A 17,149-nucleotide genomic window follows, 5' to 3' on the forward strand; every position below is an offset into this window, starting at 1 on the left:
CCTCGGCGGGTCATCCGGCGGCGGGTCATCCGGCGGCGGTCATCCGGCACTGGATCACCCGGCACTGGATCACCCGGCGCTGGTCAGCCGGTGGCCGGCTCCGCGCCGAGGAAGACGCAGGCGGCCAGGGCAGGTCCGTCGCCCCGGTTGTGCCAGGCGTGCCGGGTGCCGCGCTGGACCACGCAGCTCCCCGGGGTCAGGTGCGCCTCGGTGCCGTCCTCCAGTTCGAGCCAGAGCTCGCCCTGGAGGATCACCACCAGGTCCACCGTGTCGGTCGCGTGCCGGCCGGCCGGGTCGGGCGCGATCGCGGCGAGCATGCCGGGGAAGACCCGCTCGACCTCGCCCAGCAGCTCGGCCGGGTCCCCCGCGGACGGCTCGTGCTGGGCCTGGGCGCTGTCCGGCGGCCAGGTCACCAGCACGAAGCGGAACCCGCCGTCCGTGCCGGGGAAGTACGGTTCGAAGACCGGTTCCTCGGCCCCGGAGCCGACCCGCGACCCGCCGTCGGCGCCCCAGATCCGGAAGAACTCAAGACCGGGCAGCGCCCGCAGGACCACCGGGTCGACCGGGCCGTGGGCGTCGACCACCGACGAGCCGTCGGGCCGGCGCCCGGTGACGAACCGCTGTATCTCCATGGGGCTTCCTCCAGGTGTCGAATGTGACGATCCGTCAGGTTGCCTGTGCTCGTGGGTGGGTGGGCAGGAGTACGGCCACCGCCGCCAGCGCCAGCAGCAGCGCGAGCGCCGCCACCAGCACGGCGGTGTGCAGCCCGGTCATGAAGCCCGAACTGCCGGCCACCAGCGCGCCGAAGACGGCGACGCCGATCGCACCGCCGATCTGCCGCGCGGAGTTGAGGATGCCGGAGGCGAGGCCCGCCCGCTCGGCGTCCACCGCCTCCAGCATCGCGGTGGTCAGCGGCGGCACCGCGAGACCGCCGCCGATGCCGAGCGGCACCAGCAGCACCAGGACCAAGGCGGTCGCGGTGTGCTGCTCGACGGCCAGCAGCGAGAGCAGGCCGGCCGCCTGGATCAGCACGCCGGCGATCAGCGGCAGCCGCGGTCCGTAGCGGCTGGTCAGCCGACCGGCGCCAAGGTTGACCACGGTGGTGAAGGCGGTCATCGGCACGAACATCAGGCCCGCGGTCAACGGGGAGGCGCCGCGCAGCTGCTGGAAGTAGAGGGTCAGCACGAAGACGAAGCCGTAGAACCCGAAGTTGAGCGCGAAGCCGGTGGCGGTGCAGACCGCCACCGAGCGGTCGCGGAACAGGGCGAGTGGTACCGCCGGACGCGCCTGGCGACTCTCGATCAGCACGAACGCCGCGGCGAAGACCACGAAGACCAGCAGGGCGAGCAACGTGCCGAGCGAACCGTAGCCCTTCGCGCCGCCGTTGATCACGGCGAAGACCAGCGCGGCCAGCCCCACCACGGCGGTGACCTGGCCGCCCAGGTCGACCGCCGAACTGCCCCGGCGCGAGCGCGGCGCCTTGAGCAGCCCGAGCAGGGCGACCACGCCGACCGGCAGGTTGATGAAGAAGATCCACCGCCAGCCGAGGCCACTGGTCAAGGCGCCACCGACGACGGGTCCGGCGGCGATGGCGACCCCGCCGCCCGCGGTCCACAGCGCGATACCCCTGGCCCGGCCCTTGGGGTCGCTGTAGGCCTGGCGGACCAGGGAGAGCGAGGCCGGCAGCATGACCGCCGCCGCCGCGCCCTGCACGGCGCGCGCCACGATCAGCGTGCCGAGATCGGGCGCGAACCCGCAGATCGCGGACATCACGGTGAACAGCGCGAGCCCCGCGCCGAACGCGCGCGAGGCGCCGATCCGGTCGGCCACCGAGCCGGACGAGAGCAGCAGCGCGGCGAAGACCAGCGTGTAGGCGTCGACCACCCACTGCAGCCCGGAGACCTGGTTGCCCCACTGCCGTCCGATGGCCGGCAGCGCCACATTGACCACTGTGGTGTCCAAGGTGGTGATGAAGAACCCCAAGCAGGCGATCGCGACGACGATCCCGGCGGCGGGACCGGTCCCGGCCGGGAGTGCGGCGGTGGTGGCCTGCTGGGTTCCTGGTGCTGTGGTGCGGTCCATGATGCCCTTTCAGCGGCCGGCGGAGCCGGCGCCTGTCACGGTGGTTCGGTGCTGCTCCCGGCCGGACGGGGTCCGGCGCGGGACCAAGCCGGGGTACTGCTCGGGGGAGTGCTCGGGGGAGAGGGCCGTCAGGGCCCGCTCGACCCGGTCGAGGGCGGCCGCGGACTCGACGTCCGGGCCGACTATCGCGGGATCGAAGTTGAAGTCGAGGAAGACCTCGCTGGCGCCGAGCTCCCGCACCAGTCCCAGGTCGGCCACCACCTGCTCGAACGGGCCCTGGAACAGCTGCCGTTCGCCGTCGGGCCGCACGCTCGGCCGCTCGGCGCCCAGGAAGACCGAGGCGCGTACCACGATCCGGATCGCCGCCGGATCCCGCCCGGCCCGCTCGGCCGCCGCCCGGACCCCGTCCACGGCCGCCGCGATCTCGCCGCGGGTGACGAACCCGGGGCTGACCCATCCCTGGGCGAGCCGCCCGGCCCGGGCGAACGCCGCCCCGGTCGAGCCGCCGAGCAGCAGCGGGAACCGCGGTTGAACCGGCCTGGGCCGCACGAGAGTTCGCGGCAGCTCGGTGAACTCTCCTTTGAAAGAAGCGACTTCGCCTTCCCACATGCGCCTGAGCACCTCGACGTACTCAAGCGTGCGGGCCACCCGGCGCTCCATCGGCACTCCCGCCGCCAGGAACTCCTCCTGCGACCAGCCCTGGGCGAGGCCGATGTCGATCCGGCCGCCGGAGACCCGGTCCAACTCGATCAGCTGCTTGCCCAGCACGGCCGGCGCGCTGAACGGGGCGTTGAGCACCGAGAAGCCGAGCCGGATCCGCTCGGTCACCGCGGCCACCTGGGCCAGCGTCACGATCGGCTCGGCCACGCCGTGGTGGAAGGCGGGCTGGAACTCCGAGGACCACTCCGCCTCGGTGCTGGCCAGCGGGAAGAGCAGGCGGCTGAACGACCAGAGCGAGTGGTAGCCGAGCCGCTCGGCGAGCAGGGCGATCCGGCGCTGGTTGGCGGGGGTGGCCCAGGCGCCGGAGAGCGGCACCCCGACGCCCAGTCGGCAGCCGGTCACGGCGGCCGGCATCAGGCCTGCCCCTCGGCGGCCTGGAACATCGCCCGGCGGTCCTCGGCCGAGACCTGGGCGGCGTAGCGGTAGGTGTCGTAGAGCTCGCGCAGCACCTTGATCTTGCCGTCCACCACCTGGAACATCCCGTAGTAGTGGTTCGTGTAGTCGCTGCCGTTCGGCTGGACCATCTTGCCGGTGTACTCGACCAGCGCCCACCGCCGGTCGGCGAAGGCCTCGGTGCGCAGCACCGGCAGCTCGATCGACTGCACCGCCGTCACCACGCCGGCGTAGAGCCGGCGGACCGCGTCGGCGCCGTTCAGCCGCAGGGGGCTGCCCGGCGGGGCGAAGGGCATGTCCATCACCACGTCCTCGGCGAGGCAGTCGAAGGCGGTCGGCAGGTCCTGGTCGCTGATGGCCGCCAGGAAGCGCCGGGCCACGCTCTGCGCGTCCGCTTCCCGGGCCGCTCCCGCTCCCGCTCCCGCATCCGCTCCCGCATCCGCCACGCTGCCGCCGGCCGGCGGGGCGTCGAGGATCGTCGGATCGCCGCTGCTCCAGGTCGGGGTGGCCACCAGGCGGGTGATCCGCCACCCGGCGGGTGTCGCCCGCAGGTCGAAGCGGTAGTGTCCGGCGTTCTCCAGGCGCGGGTCGCGACCCGCGGCGGTGCCGGTGTGGCGCACCTGGTACTGGGCCGTGCAACTCGCGGTACCGGCGGCGCTGTTCAACGCGACCAGGTGGTCGGTGATCTGGTGCTGGGTCGAGCGCACCCCGGCGACCTGCGCGGCCCAGGTGTCGACCAGTTGCCGCGGGGTCAGCGTGCGCGGTTCGTCGGGTGATCCGGTGACCACCTGGTCGGCGAACACCTCGGCCAGCGCAGCCCAGTCCCGCTGGTCGAACAGCCAGCCGAACTTGGTGCAAAGCTCGATGACGTCGAGCCGGTCGCGCAGATCCTGCGCCCCCTGCTCCTGTGCCCCGTGCGTCATGGCAGCTCCTTCGGGCGGTCCCCGGTGTGAAGCCGATCTCCGGGTCCGGGTCGGGTGACTGGCGGACAAGAACCGAAAACCTTACCCAAGAAGGCAAACAGTTGGGATGCCTCCGAGTCAAGTTGCCAGTCACATATGGCTGTCAACCCTCCGGTTCTTCGCATCAACTTGCCAGAACAGAGCGGTAATTGGCCGCCTTGACAGTGCGTCAATCACCTTGTCTATGCTGGCCCTCCTGACCGGTTGGCCGTAAGCAAACGACCTCGGTCCCACAGCCTTGCGCTCTCCGCTGGAGGAGACTTCCGTGTCGCATCGTGCAGGCCTTGAAAAGATCACCTTTACCAGTGCCGGCACCACGCTCGTCGGCAACCTCTTCCTCCCCGGCGGCCCCGGCGGCCCCGGCGGTCGCGACGGTCGCGACGGTCGCGACGGTCGCCCGGGACCGGCCGCCGTGGTCTCGGGGTCGTGGACCACCGTCAAGGAGCAGATGGCCGGCTGCTACGCCCGGGGCCTGGCCGAGGCCGGGATCACCGCGCTCGCCTTCGACTTCCACGGCTGCGGCGAGTCCGGGGGCGACCCGCGGGACCTGGAGGAGCCCGATCGCAAGAGCGCCGACATCGCGGCCGCCGTCGACTACCTGCGCGGCCGCCCGGACGTGGACCCGGACCGGGTCGGGGGCCTCGGTGTCTGCGCCGGCGCCGGCTACACGGCGGTGTCCGCCACCCGTGGCGCGGCCCTGCGCTCGCTGGCGATGGTCGCGCCCTGGCTGCACGACGCCGGCCTGCTCGCCGGCCTGTACGGCGGAGCGGAGCAGGTCGCCGAGCTGCGCGGGCGGGGCGAGGCGGCCGCCGCCAGGTACCGGGCCACCGGCGAGGTGTCCTACGTGCCCGCGGTGAGCCTGGACGACCCGCGAGCGGCCATGGTCGGGGACTACGCCTACTACCTGGACGAGTCCAGGGGCGCGGTCCCGCAGTGGCCCAACCGGTTCGCCGAGATGGGCTGGCTGGGCTGGCTCGGCTTCGACGCGATCGCCGCGGCACCCGGCGTCGCGGTGCCGACCGTGCTGGTGCACAGCCGCGACGCGGCGATCCCGGCCGGCGCCGAGCGCTTCCACGCGGCCCTGCCGGGCGCCAAGGCGCTGCACTGGATGCCGGGTTCGCAGTTCGACTTCTACGACGAGGAGCGCACGGTCTCCACGGCGCTGGACCACGTGCTGGCGCACTTCCGGCAGACGCTCTGAGGCGCCGCCGATCCCTCAGACGCGCTGAGGCGCCGCCTCACCGCTCACGAGCAGAGCTGGCTCGCCGTCACCGCGCTGATCCCGCGCTGCTGGAGCGCCTCCAGCACGGCCGGCAGGGCGTCCACGGTGCCCTGGTGGCCCATGTGCAGGGCGACGATCGAGCCCGGCTTGATCGCGTTCAGCATCCGGCGCTGGACCACCTCGGCCCCCGGGTCCGCGTAGTCGCGCGGGTCCACGTCGTACGAGAGGACGTGCTCGTAGCCCGCCCGGCGGGCCTGCGCCTTGACCTCGGTAGTGGCGTACTGCGCGGCGGAGGGGCGGAACCAGCGCCCGATCGAGCCGGTCAGCGCCTTCAGCCGGTCCGCGCAGCCGGCGATCTCGGCGTAGGCCTGGTCGGCGGACATGGAGGAGATGTCCAAGTGGCTGAGGGTGTGGTTGCCCAGCTCGTGGCCGCCGTCCAGGATCCGCCGGGCCATCTGGGGCTGCTGGTCCAGCCAGGTGCCGACCACCAGCACGGTGACCCGGGCGCCGTGCTGCTCGGCCGCGGTCAGCAGCGCGGTGGCCAGCGCGGGATCGCCCTGGCCGTGGAAGGTCAGCGCGATCTGCGGCCGGTCGCGCGGGCCGGTGACCACCTCGGCCGGGGTGCTCGCGGCCAGCGGCGGAAGCTCCGGCGGGCTGGCACCGGCGACCGGCGAGGCGGCCGTGGCCACCGCGCTCGGCGTGGCGCTCGGGATCCGATTGGGTGTCAGCACCGTGGGCGTGCCGGCGGCGGCACCGGGGTGCGCGCGGGCGGATCGGGCGGCCGCGGCGTTGCCGCCGGCGGTGGTGGCCTCCTGGCCGCAGGCCGCCAGCAGCGGTCCGGCCGCGGTCAGCGTGGCCAGTTGGGCGGTGGTCCGCAGGATCCTGCGGCGGTCGACGCTCATCGCCGCCAGCATAGGGAGGTCCGGATCACCCGGCGATTCGAAAGCGGTCCGACGCCGGGTCAGAGCCGGAAGATCCCGTAGCCGAAGCCGTCGGCCCGCACCGCGCCCGGCGTGGTCCGCACCCCCTGGACCAGCAGTGGTAGGGCGGCGGCGGTGAGTTGAGGCAGTGCCAGCTCGGCCGGCTCGCGGCGCGGGTTGACCACGACCAGATGGGTGGTGCCGCGCAGGTAGGCGAGCGGGTAGCCGTCCGCCAGTACCGTCACGGTGCCCCCGGTGCCCAGCTCGGGCGTCTCGCGGCGCAGCCGGATCAGCCGCCTGACCTGGTTCAGCGTCGAGGCCGGGTCCGCGCGCTGCGCCGCCACGCTGGGCCGGTCCGGTGCCGGGTCCAGCGGGAGGTAGAAGTCGGCCTGCTCGGCGGTGGAGAACCCGGCGCCGGGCGTGTCGTCCCACTGCATCGGCGTCCGCGAGCCCTGGCGGGCCTCGGTGCCGAACTGGCTGCCCTCCTTGTCCGGCAGGCCGGGGACGTAGCGCATGCCGATCTCGTCGCCGTAGTAGACCACCGGCAGGCTGGGCCAGCTGAGCAGGAAGGCGAAGGCGCAGGCCAGTTGCTCGCCGGTGCGCGGGCCGCAGGCGAGGCGGGAGAAGTCGTGGTTGGCGGTGGGCAGGGCGACCAGGCCGCGGCCCGCGATCGCCGCGTCGGCCGCCTGCCAGGCGGTGAGGAACTCGGCCGGTGAGCCGGCGCCGTCCGGATCGAAGTAGCAGGGCTCACCGTGCGCCCAACTGCCCTGGCTGCCACTACCGTTGTCCCAGAGTGAACGCAGCGCCCGCCCGTTGAAGTGCAGGAAGAAGTCGGCGTGCAGCCCGGCCGGGACGGAGCGGGCCGGGTCGCCCCACTCGGCGATCAGCACCTTGTCCGGGTGCTCGCGGTCCAGCCAGGCGCGCAGCTCGCCCCAGAGCTTGCCGGTCTCCACCTGCCCGGGGTCGTCCTTGACCAGCGAGGCCGCCATGTCCACCCGGAAGCCGGCCACCCCGAGCCCGAACCAGTGCGCCATGATCTCGCGCAGCGCCGCCCGGTTGGCCAGCGGCCCGGGAGCGTCCACCGGGCTGCGCCAGGGCTCGGCCGGGTCGGGGCGGGCGTAGCCGAAGTTGAGGGCGGGCTGGATCGGGTAGAAGTTGGCCCGGTAGAAGCCGCCGCGCCGGCCCTGGTTGGGGATCCACTCGTGCACCGGGGCGGTGATCCGCTCCGACCAGATGTAGCGGTCGTCGCCGGGGTCGTGCGCGGCCCGCTGGAACCACGGGTGGCGGTGCGAGGTGTGGCCCGGCACCAGGTCGAGCAGCACCCGGATGCCGCGGGCGGCGGCCGCCCCGACCAACTCGGCGAGGTCGGCGTTGGTGCCGTAGCGCGGGGCGATGGCCAGGTAGTCGGCGACGTCGTAGCCCGCGTCGCCGAACTCGGAGCTGAAGCACGGGCTGAGCCACAGGGCGCTCACCCCGAGGTCGGCGAGGTGGTCCAGGTGCGCGGTGACGCCGGGTAGGTCGCCGATGCCGTCGCCGTTGGAGTCGGCGAAGGACTGCGGGTAGACCTGGTACAGCACGGCTTCGCTGAGCCAGGCGGGGACGGCGGGCTGACGGGGACTCACAGGCGCCATGCGGTCAGCGTAGGGCGCCCGGGGCGGGCCTGTCCGGTGGTCGCGGGGATCGGTCGGCGCGATTGGCGATTGGCGATTGGCGATTGGCGAGGGCTGAGGGCAGATGGGCGATGGCGACTGATGGATGACAGCTGACAGATATCAGATTCTGTCAGCGCCTAATGCTCAGCTCGCAATGCTCAATGCTCAGCGCTCATCGGGATCACCGCCCCGCGCGCACCGACGCGCACCGCTCAGCTCTCGCGCAGCCCCGTCAGGTGGGCGAAGACCACCACGTTGGCCGTGTAGTCGCCGTGCTTGCGGTCGTAGGCGCCGCCGCAGGTGATCAGGCGGAGCTGGGCATCGGGGGTCTTGCCGTAGACGCGGTCGTCCGGGAACTGGTCCTTGGCGAAGACGTTCACGCTGTCCACGGTGAAGCTGGCGGTGACGCCGTCGTCGCGGGCGATGTCGACGGTGGTCCCCGGGGTGACCGAGCTGAGGCCCCAGAAGACGCCGCGGGCGGACTTGGTGTCGACGTGGCCGAGCACGATCGCGGGACCGCGGTTGCCGGGGACGGTGCCGCCCTGGTACCAGCCGACGAGGTTGGTGTTGTCCGGCGGCGGCGGGTTCAGTACGCCCGTGCTGTCCACGTCCAGGCCGGTGAAGGGAGCGTTGACGCCGATCGAGGGGATGCTCAGCCGGGTGGGGCGGGCGTCCGGGACGGCGAGGGCCGGGACGGTGCGACCTGCGGCGGCGGAGGTGGAGGCGCTGGGCGAGGCCTGGGCGGCCATCGAATTCGGCAGCGGAGGCAGGCCCGCGGTCGGGTCGGCCGCGCGGTGGATCATGAACAGGCCGAGCAGGCAGGCGCCCACGGCGGCGAACAGGACGTTCCGGCGCTGGCGGCCGAGGGGGTCGGGGGAGGAGGACGGGTCGCCGTTCGCGGGAGCGTGGTTGCCCATGGCGAGCCTTTCTGCGCGGGAGCGGTGTTGCGGGCACGGTCCGGGCGGGGGAGCACCGCCGCGCGCCGCGCCGCCGCCGGGGACAGGGCGGCGGCGCGGCGCGCGACGCGGGGCGGGGCGGTCGGCTGACGGGGCCTCGGGTGACTGCCGGTCAGCCGGTCAGCTGGTCAGCCGGTCAGCTGGTCAGCTGGTCAGCTGGTCAGCCGAGCTGATCAGCGGTGATCAGTGCTCGGCGGACTTGCGGCGGCGCAGCGCGAGGGCGCCCAGGCCCAGGCCGCCGGCCAGCAGTGCGCCGCCGGTGGCCATGCTGCCGCCGTTCAGCGCGCCGAAGCCGCCGCCGGTGTGCACGCCGCCGTGCGGGTGGTGCTCCTGCTGCCACTCCTCGGCCCCGGCCTTCTCGTCGGTCGGCTTGGCGTCCTTGGCGTCCTTGTCGTCGGCCTTCTTGTCGTCGGCCTTCTTGCTGTCGTCCGCCTTCTTGCCGTCCTGCGTGGTGGACGAGTTGATCGGACGGTCGGCCGGGCCGCCGGGGGCGGCGTCGGCGAAGGCGACGGCCGGGGCGGCCAGGCTCAGGGCGGCGGCGGTGAGAGTGGCGGCGGCCAGGTGACGTACACGACGCATGAGTGCATTCCCTTTCACGGCGCACCGGGGACGGGCCGACCTCTGGTCGGCCAGGAGGACATCCGGGGGCGCCTGTTCCACCGTCAGCCGCGCAGTGCGATGGCGCCACTACAGAGCGTGCGAACGTGTGACCCCGTGAGCGCAACGTCGGTGGCTTGCTCGGCGGAGCTGACGCGGCGAAAGGTGCGGCCGGCCCGCGGGCCGAGCCGGAGCTGACGAGTCAACATGGACATGACTGGGTACGGTGCTCCTTCGTGAGAACCCACCGCATCCGATCGGTGGCGGGAATCGCCACCGTGCTGCTCGCACTTGCCGCCGCGCTGCTCTCCCCCGTCAGCGCGGCCTGGGCCGGTACCGTCCGAGACGGTGCCAGCCAGCCGACCTACTCCTACGCCAACGCGATCCGCGAGACGGTCTGGGTCGACACCGGCCTCGACACCAACGGCGACGGTCACCACGACCGGGTCGCCGCCGACATCATCCGCCCGAGCGAGGCGGCCCAGGCCGGGATCAAGGTCCCGGTGATCATGGACGCCAGTCCGTACTACGAGTGCTGCGGCCGCGGCAACGAGAGTCAGCTGAAGACCTACGACTCACAGGGTCATCCGGTCCAGTTCCCGCTCTACTACGACAACTACTTCGTGCCGCGCGGCTATGCGGTGGTGCTGGTCGACCTGGCCGGCACCAACCGCTCGGACGGCTGCGTGGACGTCGGCGGGACCTCCGACGTGACCAGTGCCAAGGCCGTGATCGACTGGCTGAACGGCCGGGCCAACGGCTACAGCACCCGGACCGGTGCGAGCACGGTCAACCCGACCTGGACCAACGGCTCGGTCGGCATGATCGGCAAGTCCTGGGACGGCACCATCGCCAACGGCGTGGCGGCCACCGGGGTCGCGGGCCTGAAGACCATCGTGCCGATATCCGCGATCAGTTCCTGGTACGACTACTACCGCTCCCAGGGTGCGCCGCTCTACAGCGGCACCCCCGCCGACCTGGCCAGTGAGGTCGAGGACCCGACCGACGCGGCCACCTGCGGCGCCGAGCAGAAGGCGCTGGCCGCCGGCTCCCCGTCCAACGGCGACTGGTCGGCGGCCTGGCAGCAGCGCGACTACGTCGCGAACGCCTCCAAGGTGACGGCCAGCGTCTTCGTGGTGCACGGGATGCAGGACCTGAACGTGCGGGACATCAACTTCGGGCAGTGGTGGAACGCGCTCGCCAGTACCGGGGTGGACCGCAAGATCTGGCTCTCCCAGACCGGGCACGTCGATCCGTTCGACTACCGGCGCGGTGCCTGGGTGGACACCCTGCACCAGTGGTTCGACCACTACCTGATGGGTGTGGACAACGGGATCCAGAACCAGCCGGTGGCCGACATCGAGCGGGCTCCCGACCAGTGGACCACGGAGGCCAGCTGGCCGGCGCCGGGCACCGTGCAGAGCGCGGTGCACCTCAATCCGGGTGCGCTGGGCGGAAGTTCCAACACCGGCAAGGTCTCCTTCACCGACGACCCGACCAAGGACGAGAACACCTGGGCCGCCGAGGTCGACCAGAGCACCTCGGAGAAGGCCGCCTTCACCACCGCCCCGCTCACCCAGGACCTGCAGCTCTCCGGCAGCGGCTCGGTCACGCTGACCGTCAGCTCCAGCACCAGCAGCGCCCACCTCAGCGCGGTGCTGGTCGACCTCGGTCCGGCGACCATCCGCAACTACCAGGGCGACGGTGAGGGGATCACCACGCTCACCACCCGCTCCTGCTGGGGTGACAGCACGGCGGGGGACAGCGCCTGCTACCTGGACACGGCGGCCGACACCACTCAGGTGAACGAGACGGTGTTCAGCCGGGGTTGGGCCGACCTCGGGCACTACGCGGGGCTGGACCACACGGTCAGGCTCACCCCGAACACGCCCTACACGATGACGCTGCAGCTGGCCCCGAGCGACCACGTGATCCCCGCCGGGCACCGGCTGGCGCTGATCGTGGCCGGCACCGACGACGGGCTGATCAACCCGCCGAGCACCCGGCCGAAGCTGACGGTCGACCTGACCCGGTCGGCACTGACGCTGCCGCTGGTGGGCGGCGCCGGGCAGCTGCCGGCAGGCACCCCGACGCACCCGCGCAGCACCGCTGCCGCCTCCGGGCCGACCGCGCCCGCGGCCTCCGCGCCGGTGGCCGTCGCACCGCGCCGGCCCGCGGGGCTCGGGATCGCCGGCTTCCACTGATCCACCGCACGGTCAACGGTGGTGGTGCCCTGATCGGGGCACCACCACCGCCGCGCTCACCAGGTGGGCGCGAGCTTCTCGCCGGTGGCCGCCCGGTGGACGGTGATCGCCTCCATCGGGCAGAGTTCGGCGGCCTCGACCACCTCCGCCACCGCCCCGGTCCGCTCGCGGCGCGCGCGGGCCCGGCCGTCGGCGGCCAGCTCCAGATCGGCGGGGGCGGTCGCCGCGCAGAGCCCGGTGCCCGCGCACCGGAGCCGGTCGACGGAGACCACCGCCTCCTCGGCGCTCACCAGGTCACCGGCAGGGTCTGCGGACTGCGGGTGAGCAGGCCGCGCCGCCAGTCGATCTCCGAGGCCGGCACCGCGAGCCGCAGCCCGGGCAGCCGGCGGGCCAGCCGGTGCAGGCCCAGCTCCAGTTCCATCCGGGCCAGCCAGGCGCCCAGGCAGTGGTGCGGCCCGGCACCGAAGGTCAGGTGCGGCGCGTCCGGCGCCTCGAAGAGGCTCTCCCGCCACTTGCCGGGGTAGACCGCGGGGTCGTGGTTGGCGGTGAAGGTGTCCGCGGCCACCACCGCGCCCGCCGGGATCAGCACCCCGCCGATCTCCACGTCGGCCGCCGCCCGGCGCAGCGTCCCCGGGGCGACCACGCGGTCGCCCAGTGGTACCGAGCGCAGCAGCTGCTCGGCCGCCGCGGCCGCCCGCCGCTCCCCGGTGGCCAGCTCGTGCCAGGCGTCGCGGTCCTCGGAGAGCAGGTAGACGAGCGCGTTGCCGAGGGTGGTCATGGTCGTCTCGTGCCCGGCCACCACCAGGCCGATGACCAGCTTGATGATCTGCAGCTCGGTCACCTCGCCGTCCTCGTCCGCGGCCCTGACCAGCGAACTCACCAGGTCCTCGCCCGGATCGCCGCGCCGCTGGGCCACCAGTTGGGCCCCGAAGGCGCCGAAGTCCAGCATCGCCTCCCGCACCGCCTGCGGGGTGTAGGCGCTGGCGGCCAGGGCGTGGTCGCTCCAGTGCGCCAGGCGCTTGAGGTCCAGGCCGTCCAGGCCCATCAGCCGGCTGATCACCACCACCGGCAGCGGGCGGGTGAAGGCGGCGACCAGCTCCACCGGCTGCTCGGCCCCGGCCAGCGACTCGACCAGGTCGTCCACCACCGAGGCCACCCAGGGCCGCCAGCGCTCGATCGCGCGCGGGGTGAAGGCGCGCTGCACGGTGCGGCGCAGCCGCTGGTGGTCGGGGCCGTCGATGTTCAGGATGGTGTCCGGGTCGTCCAGCATGTTCGGGTAGGGGGTCAGCGGCGGGGCGTCCGGCGCGTACAGGCCGACCCGGTTGAGCCGGGGGTCGGTGAGCACCTGGCGGACGTCGGCGTGCCGGCGCACCCACCAGACCGGGGTGCCGGTCAGCAGCTCGGTCAGCACGGGCGGCCCGGGCTGGTCGGCGCGCAGACAGTGCAGCGGGACGAGCGGTTCGGCAGCGGCCGGGGCGGCCGGGGCGGCCGAGGTGGCCGGGGTGGTCTGGGTGGCCGGGTCGGCCTGGGTGGCCGGGCCGGTTTCGTCGACGGACACGGGATCCTCCATGCGGTTGGCCGTGCGGATTGGCCTCGCTACCGACGGTAAAGGGCCGGGGGCATGCCAACCAGGGGGAGTGCGGGGGGAGTTGGGGCGCGCGGCAGGCGTGCGCCCGGCGCTCGCGGGTCGGGGCCGCGGGCCCTGGCTGCCGGGTCGCCCGGTGGGAATTGTCAGACCGGCTCAGGCGGCGCAACCTGGAGGAGGACTCAGGAACGAGGTGCCCAGTGGCCGGCAATCGCAGTGCCGCGGCGGAACCGGTGATCCGCACGGCAGCGCTGACCAAGGTCTATCCGAAGACCGGGATCGCGGCGGTGGACCGGCTCGACCTCGCGGTGCACCAGGGCGAGCTCTTCGGGCTGCTCGGCCCCAACGGCGCCGGAAAGACCACCACCGTCGGGATGCTCACCACCCGGGTGGTGCCCAGTTCGGGCGGGGCCTGGATCGGCGGCATCGACGTGATCGCCCGGCCGACCCTGGTCAAGCAGGTGATCGCGGTGGTCTCGCAGCAGAACACCCTGGACCGCTCGCTCACCGTGCGGGAGAACCTGGTCTTCCACGGCCTGCTCTTCGGGCGCTCGGGCCGCACCGCCCGGCGCACCGCCGATGAGCTGTTGGATCGCTTCCACCTCACCCGCTGGGCCGACGCCTCTGTCTTCGCCCTCTCCGGCGGCCTGGCCCAGCGCCTGATGGTGGCCCGGGCGATCTACCACCGCCCCGCCGTGCTCTTCCTGGACGAGCCCACCGCGGGCCTGGACCCGCAGAGCCGGCTGGCGCTCTGGGAGATCCTGGCCGGGCTGATCGCCGACGGCCAGACCATCCTGCTGACCACCCACAACATGGAGGAGGCCGACCAGCTCTGCGACCGGGTGGCGATCATCGACCACGGCCGGGTCCTGGCCCTGGACACCCCCGACGCGCTCAAGCAGGCGGTGGACGCCGACACCGTGGTGACCGTGCAGGCACCCGGCGAGCCGGCCGCCCTGGCCGAGCTGCTGGGCCGCGAGATCGACGGGGTCAACCGCGCCCGGCTGCTGCCCGGCGGGGTGGAGCTGCAGGTCAAGGGCGGCACGCACCGGCTGCTGCCGCGGGTGCTGGGCGCCGCCGAGGCCGGCGGCTTCGAAGTGGCGGACCTCTCGGTGGCCGAACCCACCCTGGAGACCGTCTTCATCAGCCTGACCGGGAAGGAGCTGCGGGACTGATGACCGCTGCGACCACCCCCACGATCAGCATCCGGCCGACCCGCTCGGTCCTCGCAGCCTCCCGCGCGGCGCTGGGCGCGCTGGTCCGCCGCGACCTGCTGGTGCTGCGCAAGAACTTCGGCGAGTTCGCCGGGCGGACGATCATGCAGCCGCTGCTGCTGGTCTTCGTCTTCCTGTACGTCTTCCCGACCATCGGCCAGGGGGTGGGCTCGGGCGGTGGCACGGCGGGGGAGTCCGACTTCGCGACGGTGCTGGTGCCCGGGGTGGTCGCGGTGACCATCATGTTCCAGGGCATCCAGTCGGTGGCGATCCAGCTCTCCCAGGAGTTCGGCTACACCCGGGAGATCGAGGACCGGGTGCAGGCGCCCTGCCCGCTCTGGCTGGTGGCCCTCTCCCGGGTGCTCTCGGGGGCCACCCAGGGGATGATCTCGGCGATCATGGTCTTCCCGATCGCGGCGGTGGTGCACGCGCCCGGCGTGCACGCGCACCTGTCGGTGCACTGGTGGATCGTGGTCACCCTGATCCCGCTGTCCTGCCTGGCGATGACCTCGCTCGGGCTGGTGCTCGGCACCACCTTCGAGCCGCGCAACATCGGGCTGATGTTCGGCTTCGTGGTGCTGCCGCTGGTCTTCCTCGGCGGGACCTACTACCAGTGGACCAAGCTCGGCGCGGTCAAGGTCGGCGGCTTCCCGTGGCTGCAGACCCTGGTGCTGGTCAACCCGCTGATCTACATCGCCGAGGGCATGCGGGCCGGACTCACCGACGCCTCGCACATGCCCCTGTACGTCGTCTACCCGGTGCTGATCGGCTTCTGCGTGCTCTTCCTGGGCATCGGGCTGCGCAACTTCCGCCGCCGGGTGCTGTCCTGAGCGGGACGGCACCCGGCGGCCGGGAGTTGCAGCTCGACTGCTCGACTGCTCGACTACTCGACTGCTCGACTACTCGGCGCCGAAGCGCTCGCGCCAGGCCGCCAGGTCCTCGTCGGTGACCTTGGCGAAGAGCACCGGCGGGACGGTGAAGGCGGTGCCGGCCGCGACGAAGTCCAGCGCCGCGGCCTGCTCGGCGCTCACCCACCGCGGCTCGCCGGCCTTGGCCGAGGCGAAGACGCCGCGCATCGCGGCGCTGGTGGCCGGGATGAACGGGGCCGAGAGCATCCCGTAGAGGTGGATCAGGTTCATCGCGGTGCGCAGCGTCAGCGCGGCGCCGGCCTCGTTGGTCTTGATCTCCAGCCAGGGGGCCTTGTTCTCCAGGTAGGAGTTGCCCGCGCTCCACAACGCGCGCAGCGCCTGGGCGGCCTTGCGGAACTGCAGCGTGTCCAGGTGGCCCTGGTACTCGGCGAGCAGGCCGGCGATCTCGGCGCCCAGCGCCCGCTCGGCCTCGCCCGGCGCGTCGCCCGCCGGGACGGTGTCGCCGAAGCGCTTGAGCGAGAAGGAGAGCACCCGGTTGACGAAGTTGCCCAGGGTGTCGGCCAGGTCCTTGTTGACGGTGGCGGCGAAGATCTCCCAGCTGAAGCTGGTGTCGTCGGACTCCGGCGCGTTCGCCATCAGGAAGTAGCGCCAGTAGTCGGCGGGCAGCAGCTCCAGCGCGGCGTTGGTGAAGATGCCGTGCTGCTGGCTGGTGGAGAACTTGCCGCCGTAGTAGTTGAGCCAGTTGAAGGCCTTGACGAAGTCGACCTTCTTCCACGGCGCCCTGGTACCGATGATGGTGGCCGGGAACATCACCGTGTGGAACGGGACGTTGTCCTTGGCCATGAACTCGGTGTAGCGGACGTCCTCGGCCTCGTACCACCAGGACTTCCAGTCGCGGTTGGCCGGGTCGGCGTCCGACCACTCCTTGGTCGCGCCGATGTACTCGATCGGGGCGTCGAACCAGACGTAGAAGACCTTGCCCTCGGCGGCCAGCTCCGGCCAGACGTCGGCGGGGACCGGCACGCCCCAGTCCAGGTCGCGGGTGATCGCGCGGTCGTTCAGGCCCTCGGTCAGCCACTTGCGGGCGATCGAGGAGGCCAGCGTCGGCCAGTCCTTGCCGTGCTCGTCGATCCAGGCCTCGACCTCGTCGGCCAGCTTGGACTGCAGCAGGAAGAGGTGGGTGGTCTCGCGGACCTCCAGCTCGGTGGAGCCGCTGACCGCCGAGCGCGGGTTGATCAGGTCGGTCGGGTCCAGCAGGCGGGTGCAGTTCTCGCACTGGTCGCCGCGGGCCTTGTCGTAGCCGCAGTGCGGGCAGGTGCCCTCGATGTAGCGGTCGGGCAGGAAGCGGCCGTCGGCGACCGAGTAGACCTGCCGGATCGAGCGCTCCTCGATGAAGCCGTTGGCCTGCAGCTCGCGGGCGAACTCCTGGGTGATCTCGCGGTTCTGCTGCGAGGAGGAGCGCCCGAAGTAGTCGAAGGAGAGCTGGAAGCCGTCGTAGATCGCCTTCTGCGCCTCGTGCTGCTCGGCGCAGAAGTCCGCCACCGACTGGCCGGCGGCCTTGGCGGCCAGCTCGGCCGGGGTGCCGTGCTCGTCGGTCGCGCAGATGTAGAGCACCTCGTGGCCGCGCTGGCGCAGGTAGCGCGAGTACACGTCCGCCGGGAGCATGGACCCGACCATGTTCCCCAGGTGCTTGATCCCGTTGATATAGGGAAGCGCGCTGGTGATCAGGTGTCGAGCCATCCTTGGATGCTCCAGTTCATGTTGGTGGTGACG

Annotated in this window: 15 protein-coding genes; 4 read left to right on the forward strand and 11 right to left on the reverse strand. The window is 72.5% G+C overall.

The genetic code is table 11. From position 1 onward, the window contains the following. Positions 1-83 precede the first annotated feature (83 nt). The 4 genes from OG455_RS32760 to OG455_RS32775 are packed head-to-tail and all read right to left on the reverse strand — an operon-like array spanning position 84 to position 4,118. Complete coding sequence (locus OG455_RS32760; protein ID WP_266299908.1) at positions 84-632, reverse strand: cupin domain-containing protein; 549 nt, start codon at positions 630-632, stop codon at positions 84-86. Positions 633-666: 34 nt separating this feature from the next. Further along, complete coding sequence (locus tag OG455_RS32765) at positions 667-2,082, reverse strand: MFS transporter (protein ID WP_266299909.1); 1,416 nt, start codon at positions 2,080-2,082, stop codon at positions 667-669. A 9-nt stretch (positions 2,083-2,091) separates the two neighbouring features. Further along, positions 2,092-3,156, reverse strand: coding sequence for a TIGR03619 family F420-dependent LLM class oxidoreductase (locus OG455_RS32770; RefSeq protein ID WP_266299910.1), 1,065 nt, complete (start codon positions 3,154-3,156; stop codon positions 2,092-2,094). Further along, the gene (locus OG455_RS32775) at positions 3,156-4,118 is read right to left on the reverse strand and encodes a nuclear transport factor 2 family protein (RefSeq protein WP_266299911.1); all 963 of its coding nucleotides are present in this window, start codon (positions 4,116-4,118) and stop codon (positions 3,156-3,158) included. Before OG455_RS32775 ends, OG455_RS32770 begins: the two co-directional genes overlap by 1 nt. Positions 4,119-4,422: 304 nt before the next feature. Between OG455_RS32775 and OG455_RS32780 the strand changes: the two genes are divergently transcribed. Continuing rightward, the gene (locus OG455_RS32780) at positions 4,423-5,358 is read left to right on the forward strand and encodes an alpha/beta hydrolase (RefSeq protein WP_266299912.1); all 936 of its coding nucleotides are present in this window, start codon (positions 4,423-4,425) and stop codon (positions 5,356-5,358) included. A 44-nt stretch (positions 5,359-5,402) separates the two neighbouring features. On the opposite strand, the gene OG455_RS32785 is transcribed toward OG455_RS32780, so the two are convergent. From OG455_RS32785 to OG455_RS32800, 4 genes are all read right to left on the reverse strand, one after another. Then, a complete protein-coding gene (locus OG455_RS32785; RefSeq protein ID WP_266299913.1) occupies positions 5,403-6,281 on the reverse strand; it encodes a polysaccharide deacetylase family protein in 879 nt (292 codons plus the stop codon). 59 nt (positions 6,282-6,340) lie between these two features. Next, a complete protein-coding gene (locus tag OG455_RS32790; protein ID WP_266299914.1) occupies positions 6,341-7,930 on the reverse strand; it encodes an alpha-amylase family glycosyl hydrolase in 1,590 nt (529 codons plus the stop codon). 233 nt (positions 7,931-8,163) lie between these two features. After that, the gene (locus OG455_RS32795; RefSeq protein ID WP_266299915.1) at positions 8,164-8,868 is read right to left on the reverse strand and encodes a class F sortase; all 705 of its coding nucleotides are present in this window, start codon (positions 8,866-8,868) and stop codon (positions 8,164-8,166) included. A 222-nt stretch (positions 8,869-9,090) separates the two neighbouring features. Further along, positions 9,091-9,486, reverse strand: coding sequence for a hypothetical protein (locus OG455_RS32800; RefSeq protein WP_266299916.1), 396 nt, complete (start codon positions 9,484-9,486; stop codon positions 9,091-9,093). Positions 9,487-9,740: 254 nt separating this feature from the next. Here OG455_RS32800 and OG455_RS32805 point away from each other — a divergent pair, with 254 nt between their 5' ends. Beyond that, complete coding sequence (locus tag OG455_RS32805; protein ID WP_266299917.1) at positions 9,741-11,708, forward strand: Xaa-Pro dipeptidyl-peptidase; 1,968 nt, start codon at positions 9,741-9,743, stop codon at positions 11,706-11,708. Positions 11,709-11,764: 56 nt separating this feature from the next. Here the strand turns inward: OG455_RS32805 and OG455_RS32810 are convergent, their stop codons facing one another. Continuing rightward, on the reverse strand, positions 11,765-11,998 hold the full coding sequence (locus tag OG455_RS32810; RefSeq protein WP_266299918.1) for a ferredoxin: 234 nt from the start codon (positions 11,996-11,998) through the stop codon (positions 11,765-11,767). Beyond that, positions 11,995-13,155 carry a cytochrome P450 gene (locus tag OG455_RS32815; RefSeq protein ID WP_266301045.1) on the reverse strand — a complete coding sequence of 387 codons (1,161 nt, stop codon included), beginning with the start codon at positions 13,153-13,155 and terminating at the stop codon, positions 11,995-11,997. Before OG455_RS32815 ends, OG455_RS32810 begins: the two co-directional genes overlap by 4 nt. A gap of 371 nt (positions 13,156-13,526) precedes the next feature. Between OG455_RS32815 and OG455_RS32820 the strand changes: the two genes are divergently transcribed. Together OG455_RS32820 and OG455_RS32825 are read left to right on the forward strand one after the other, a co-directional pair. After that, positions 13,527-14,468 (forward strand): ATP-binding cassette domain-containing protein, encoded by a 942-nt coding sequence (locus OG455_RS32820; protein WP_266299919.1) that lies wholly within the window; start codon positions 13,527-13,529, stop codon positions 14,466-14,468. After that, the gene (locus tag OG455_RS32825) at positions 14,468-15,337 is read left to right on the forward strand and encodes an ABC transporter permease (protein WP_266299920.1); all 870 of its coding nucleotides are present in this window, start codon (positions 14,468-14,470) and stop codon (positions 15,335-15,337) included. Before OG455_RS32820 ends, OG455_RS32825 begins: the two co-directional genes overlap by 1 nt. Before the next feature lie 69 nt (positions 15,338-15,406). Here OG455_RS32825 and metG read toward each other — a convergent pair whose 3' ends face one another. After that, a complete protein-coding gene (gene metG / locus OG455_RS32830) occupies positions 15,407-17,116 on the reverse strand; it encodes a methionine--tRNA ligase (RefSeq protein WP_266299921.1) in 1,710 nt (569 codons plus the stop codon). Positions 17,117-17,149 lie beyond the last annotated feature (33 nt).

The organism is Kitasatospora sp. NBC_01287 (assembly GCF_026340565.1).
Lineage (GTDB): Bacteria > Actinomycetota > Actinomycetes > Streptomycetales > Streptomycetaceae > Kitasatospora.

Excerpts from the sequence above, each read along its gene's own strand:
- OG455_RS32760 (WP_266299908.1), bottom strand. The coding sequence starts at position 632 with ATGGAGATACAGCGGTTCGTCACCGGGCGCCGGCCCGACGGCTCGTCG.
- OG455_RS32765 (WP_266299909.1), bottom strand. The coding sequence starts at position 2,082 with ATGGACCGCACCACAGCACCAGGAACCCAGCAGGCCACCACCGCCGCA.
- OG455_RS32770 (WP_266299910.1), bottom strand. The coding sequence starts at position 3,156 with ATGCCGGCCGCCGTGACCGGCTGCCGACTGGGCGTCGGGGTGCCGCTC.
- OG455_RS32775 (WP_266299911.1), bottom strand. The coding sequence starts at position 4,118 with ATGACGCACGGGGCACAGGAGCAGGGGGCGCAGGATCTGCGCGACCGG.
- OG455_RS32785 (WP_266299913.1), bottom strand. The coding sequence starts at position 6,281 with ATGAGCGTCGACCGCCGCAGGATCCTGCGGACCACCGCCCAACTGGCC.
- OG455_RS32790 (WP_266299914.1), bottom strand. The coding sequence starts at position 7,930 with ATGGCGCCTGTGAGTCCCCGTCAGCCCGCCGTCCCCGCCTGGCTCAGC.
- OG455_RS32795 (WP_266299915.1), bottom strand. The coding sequence starts at position 8,868 with ATGGGCAACCACGCTCCCGCGAACGGCGACCCGTCCTCCTCCCCCGAC.
- OG455_RS32800 (WP_266299916.1), bottom strand. The coding sequence starts at position 9,486 with ATGCGTCGTGTACGTCACCTGGCCGCCGCCACTCTCACCGCCGCCGCC.
- OG455_RS32825 (WP_266299920.1), top strand. The coding sequence starts at position 14,468 with ATGACCGCTGCGACCACCCCCACGATCAGCATCCGGCCGACCCGCTCG.
- metG (WP_266299921.1), bottom strand. The coding sequence starts at position 17,116 with ATGGCTCGACACCTGATCACCAGCGCGCTTCCCTATATCAACGGGATC.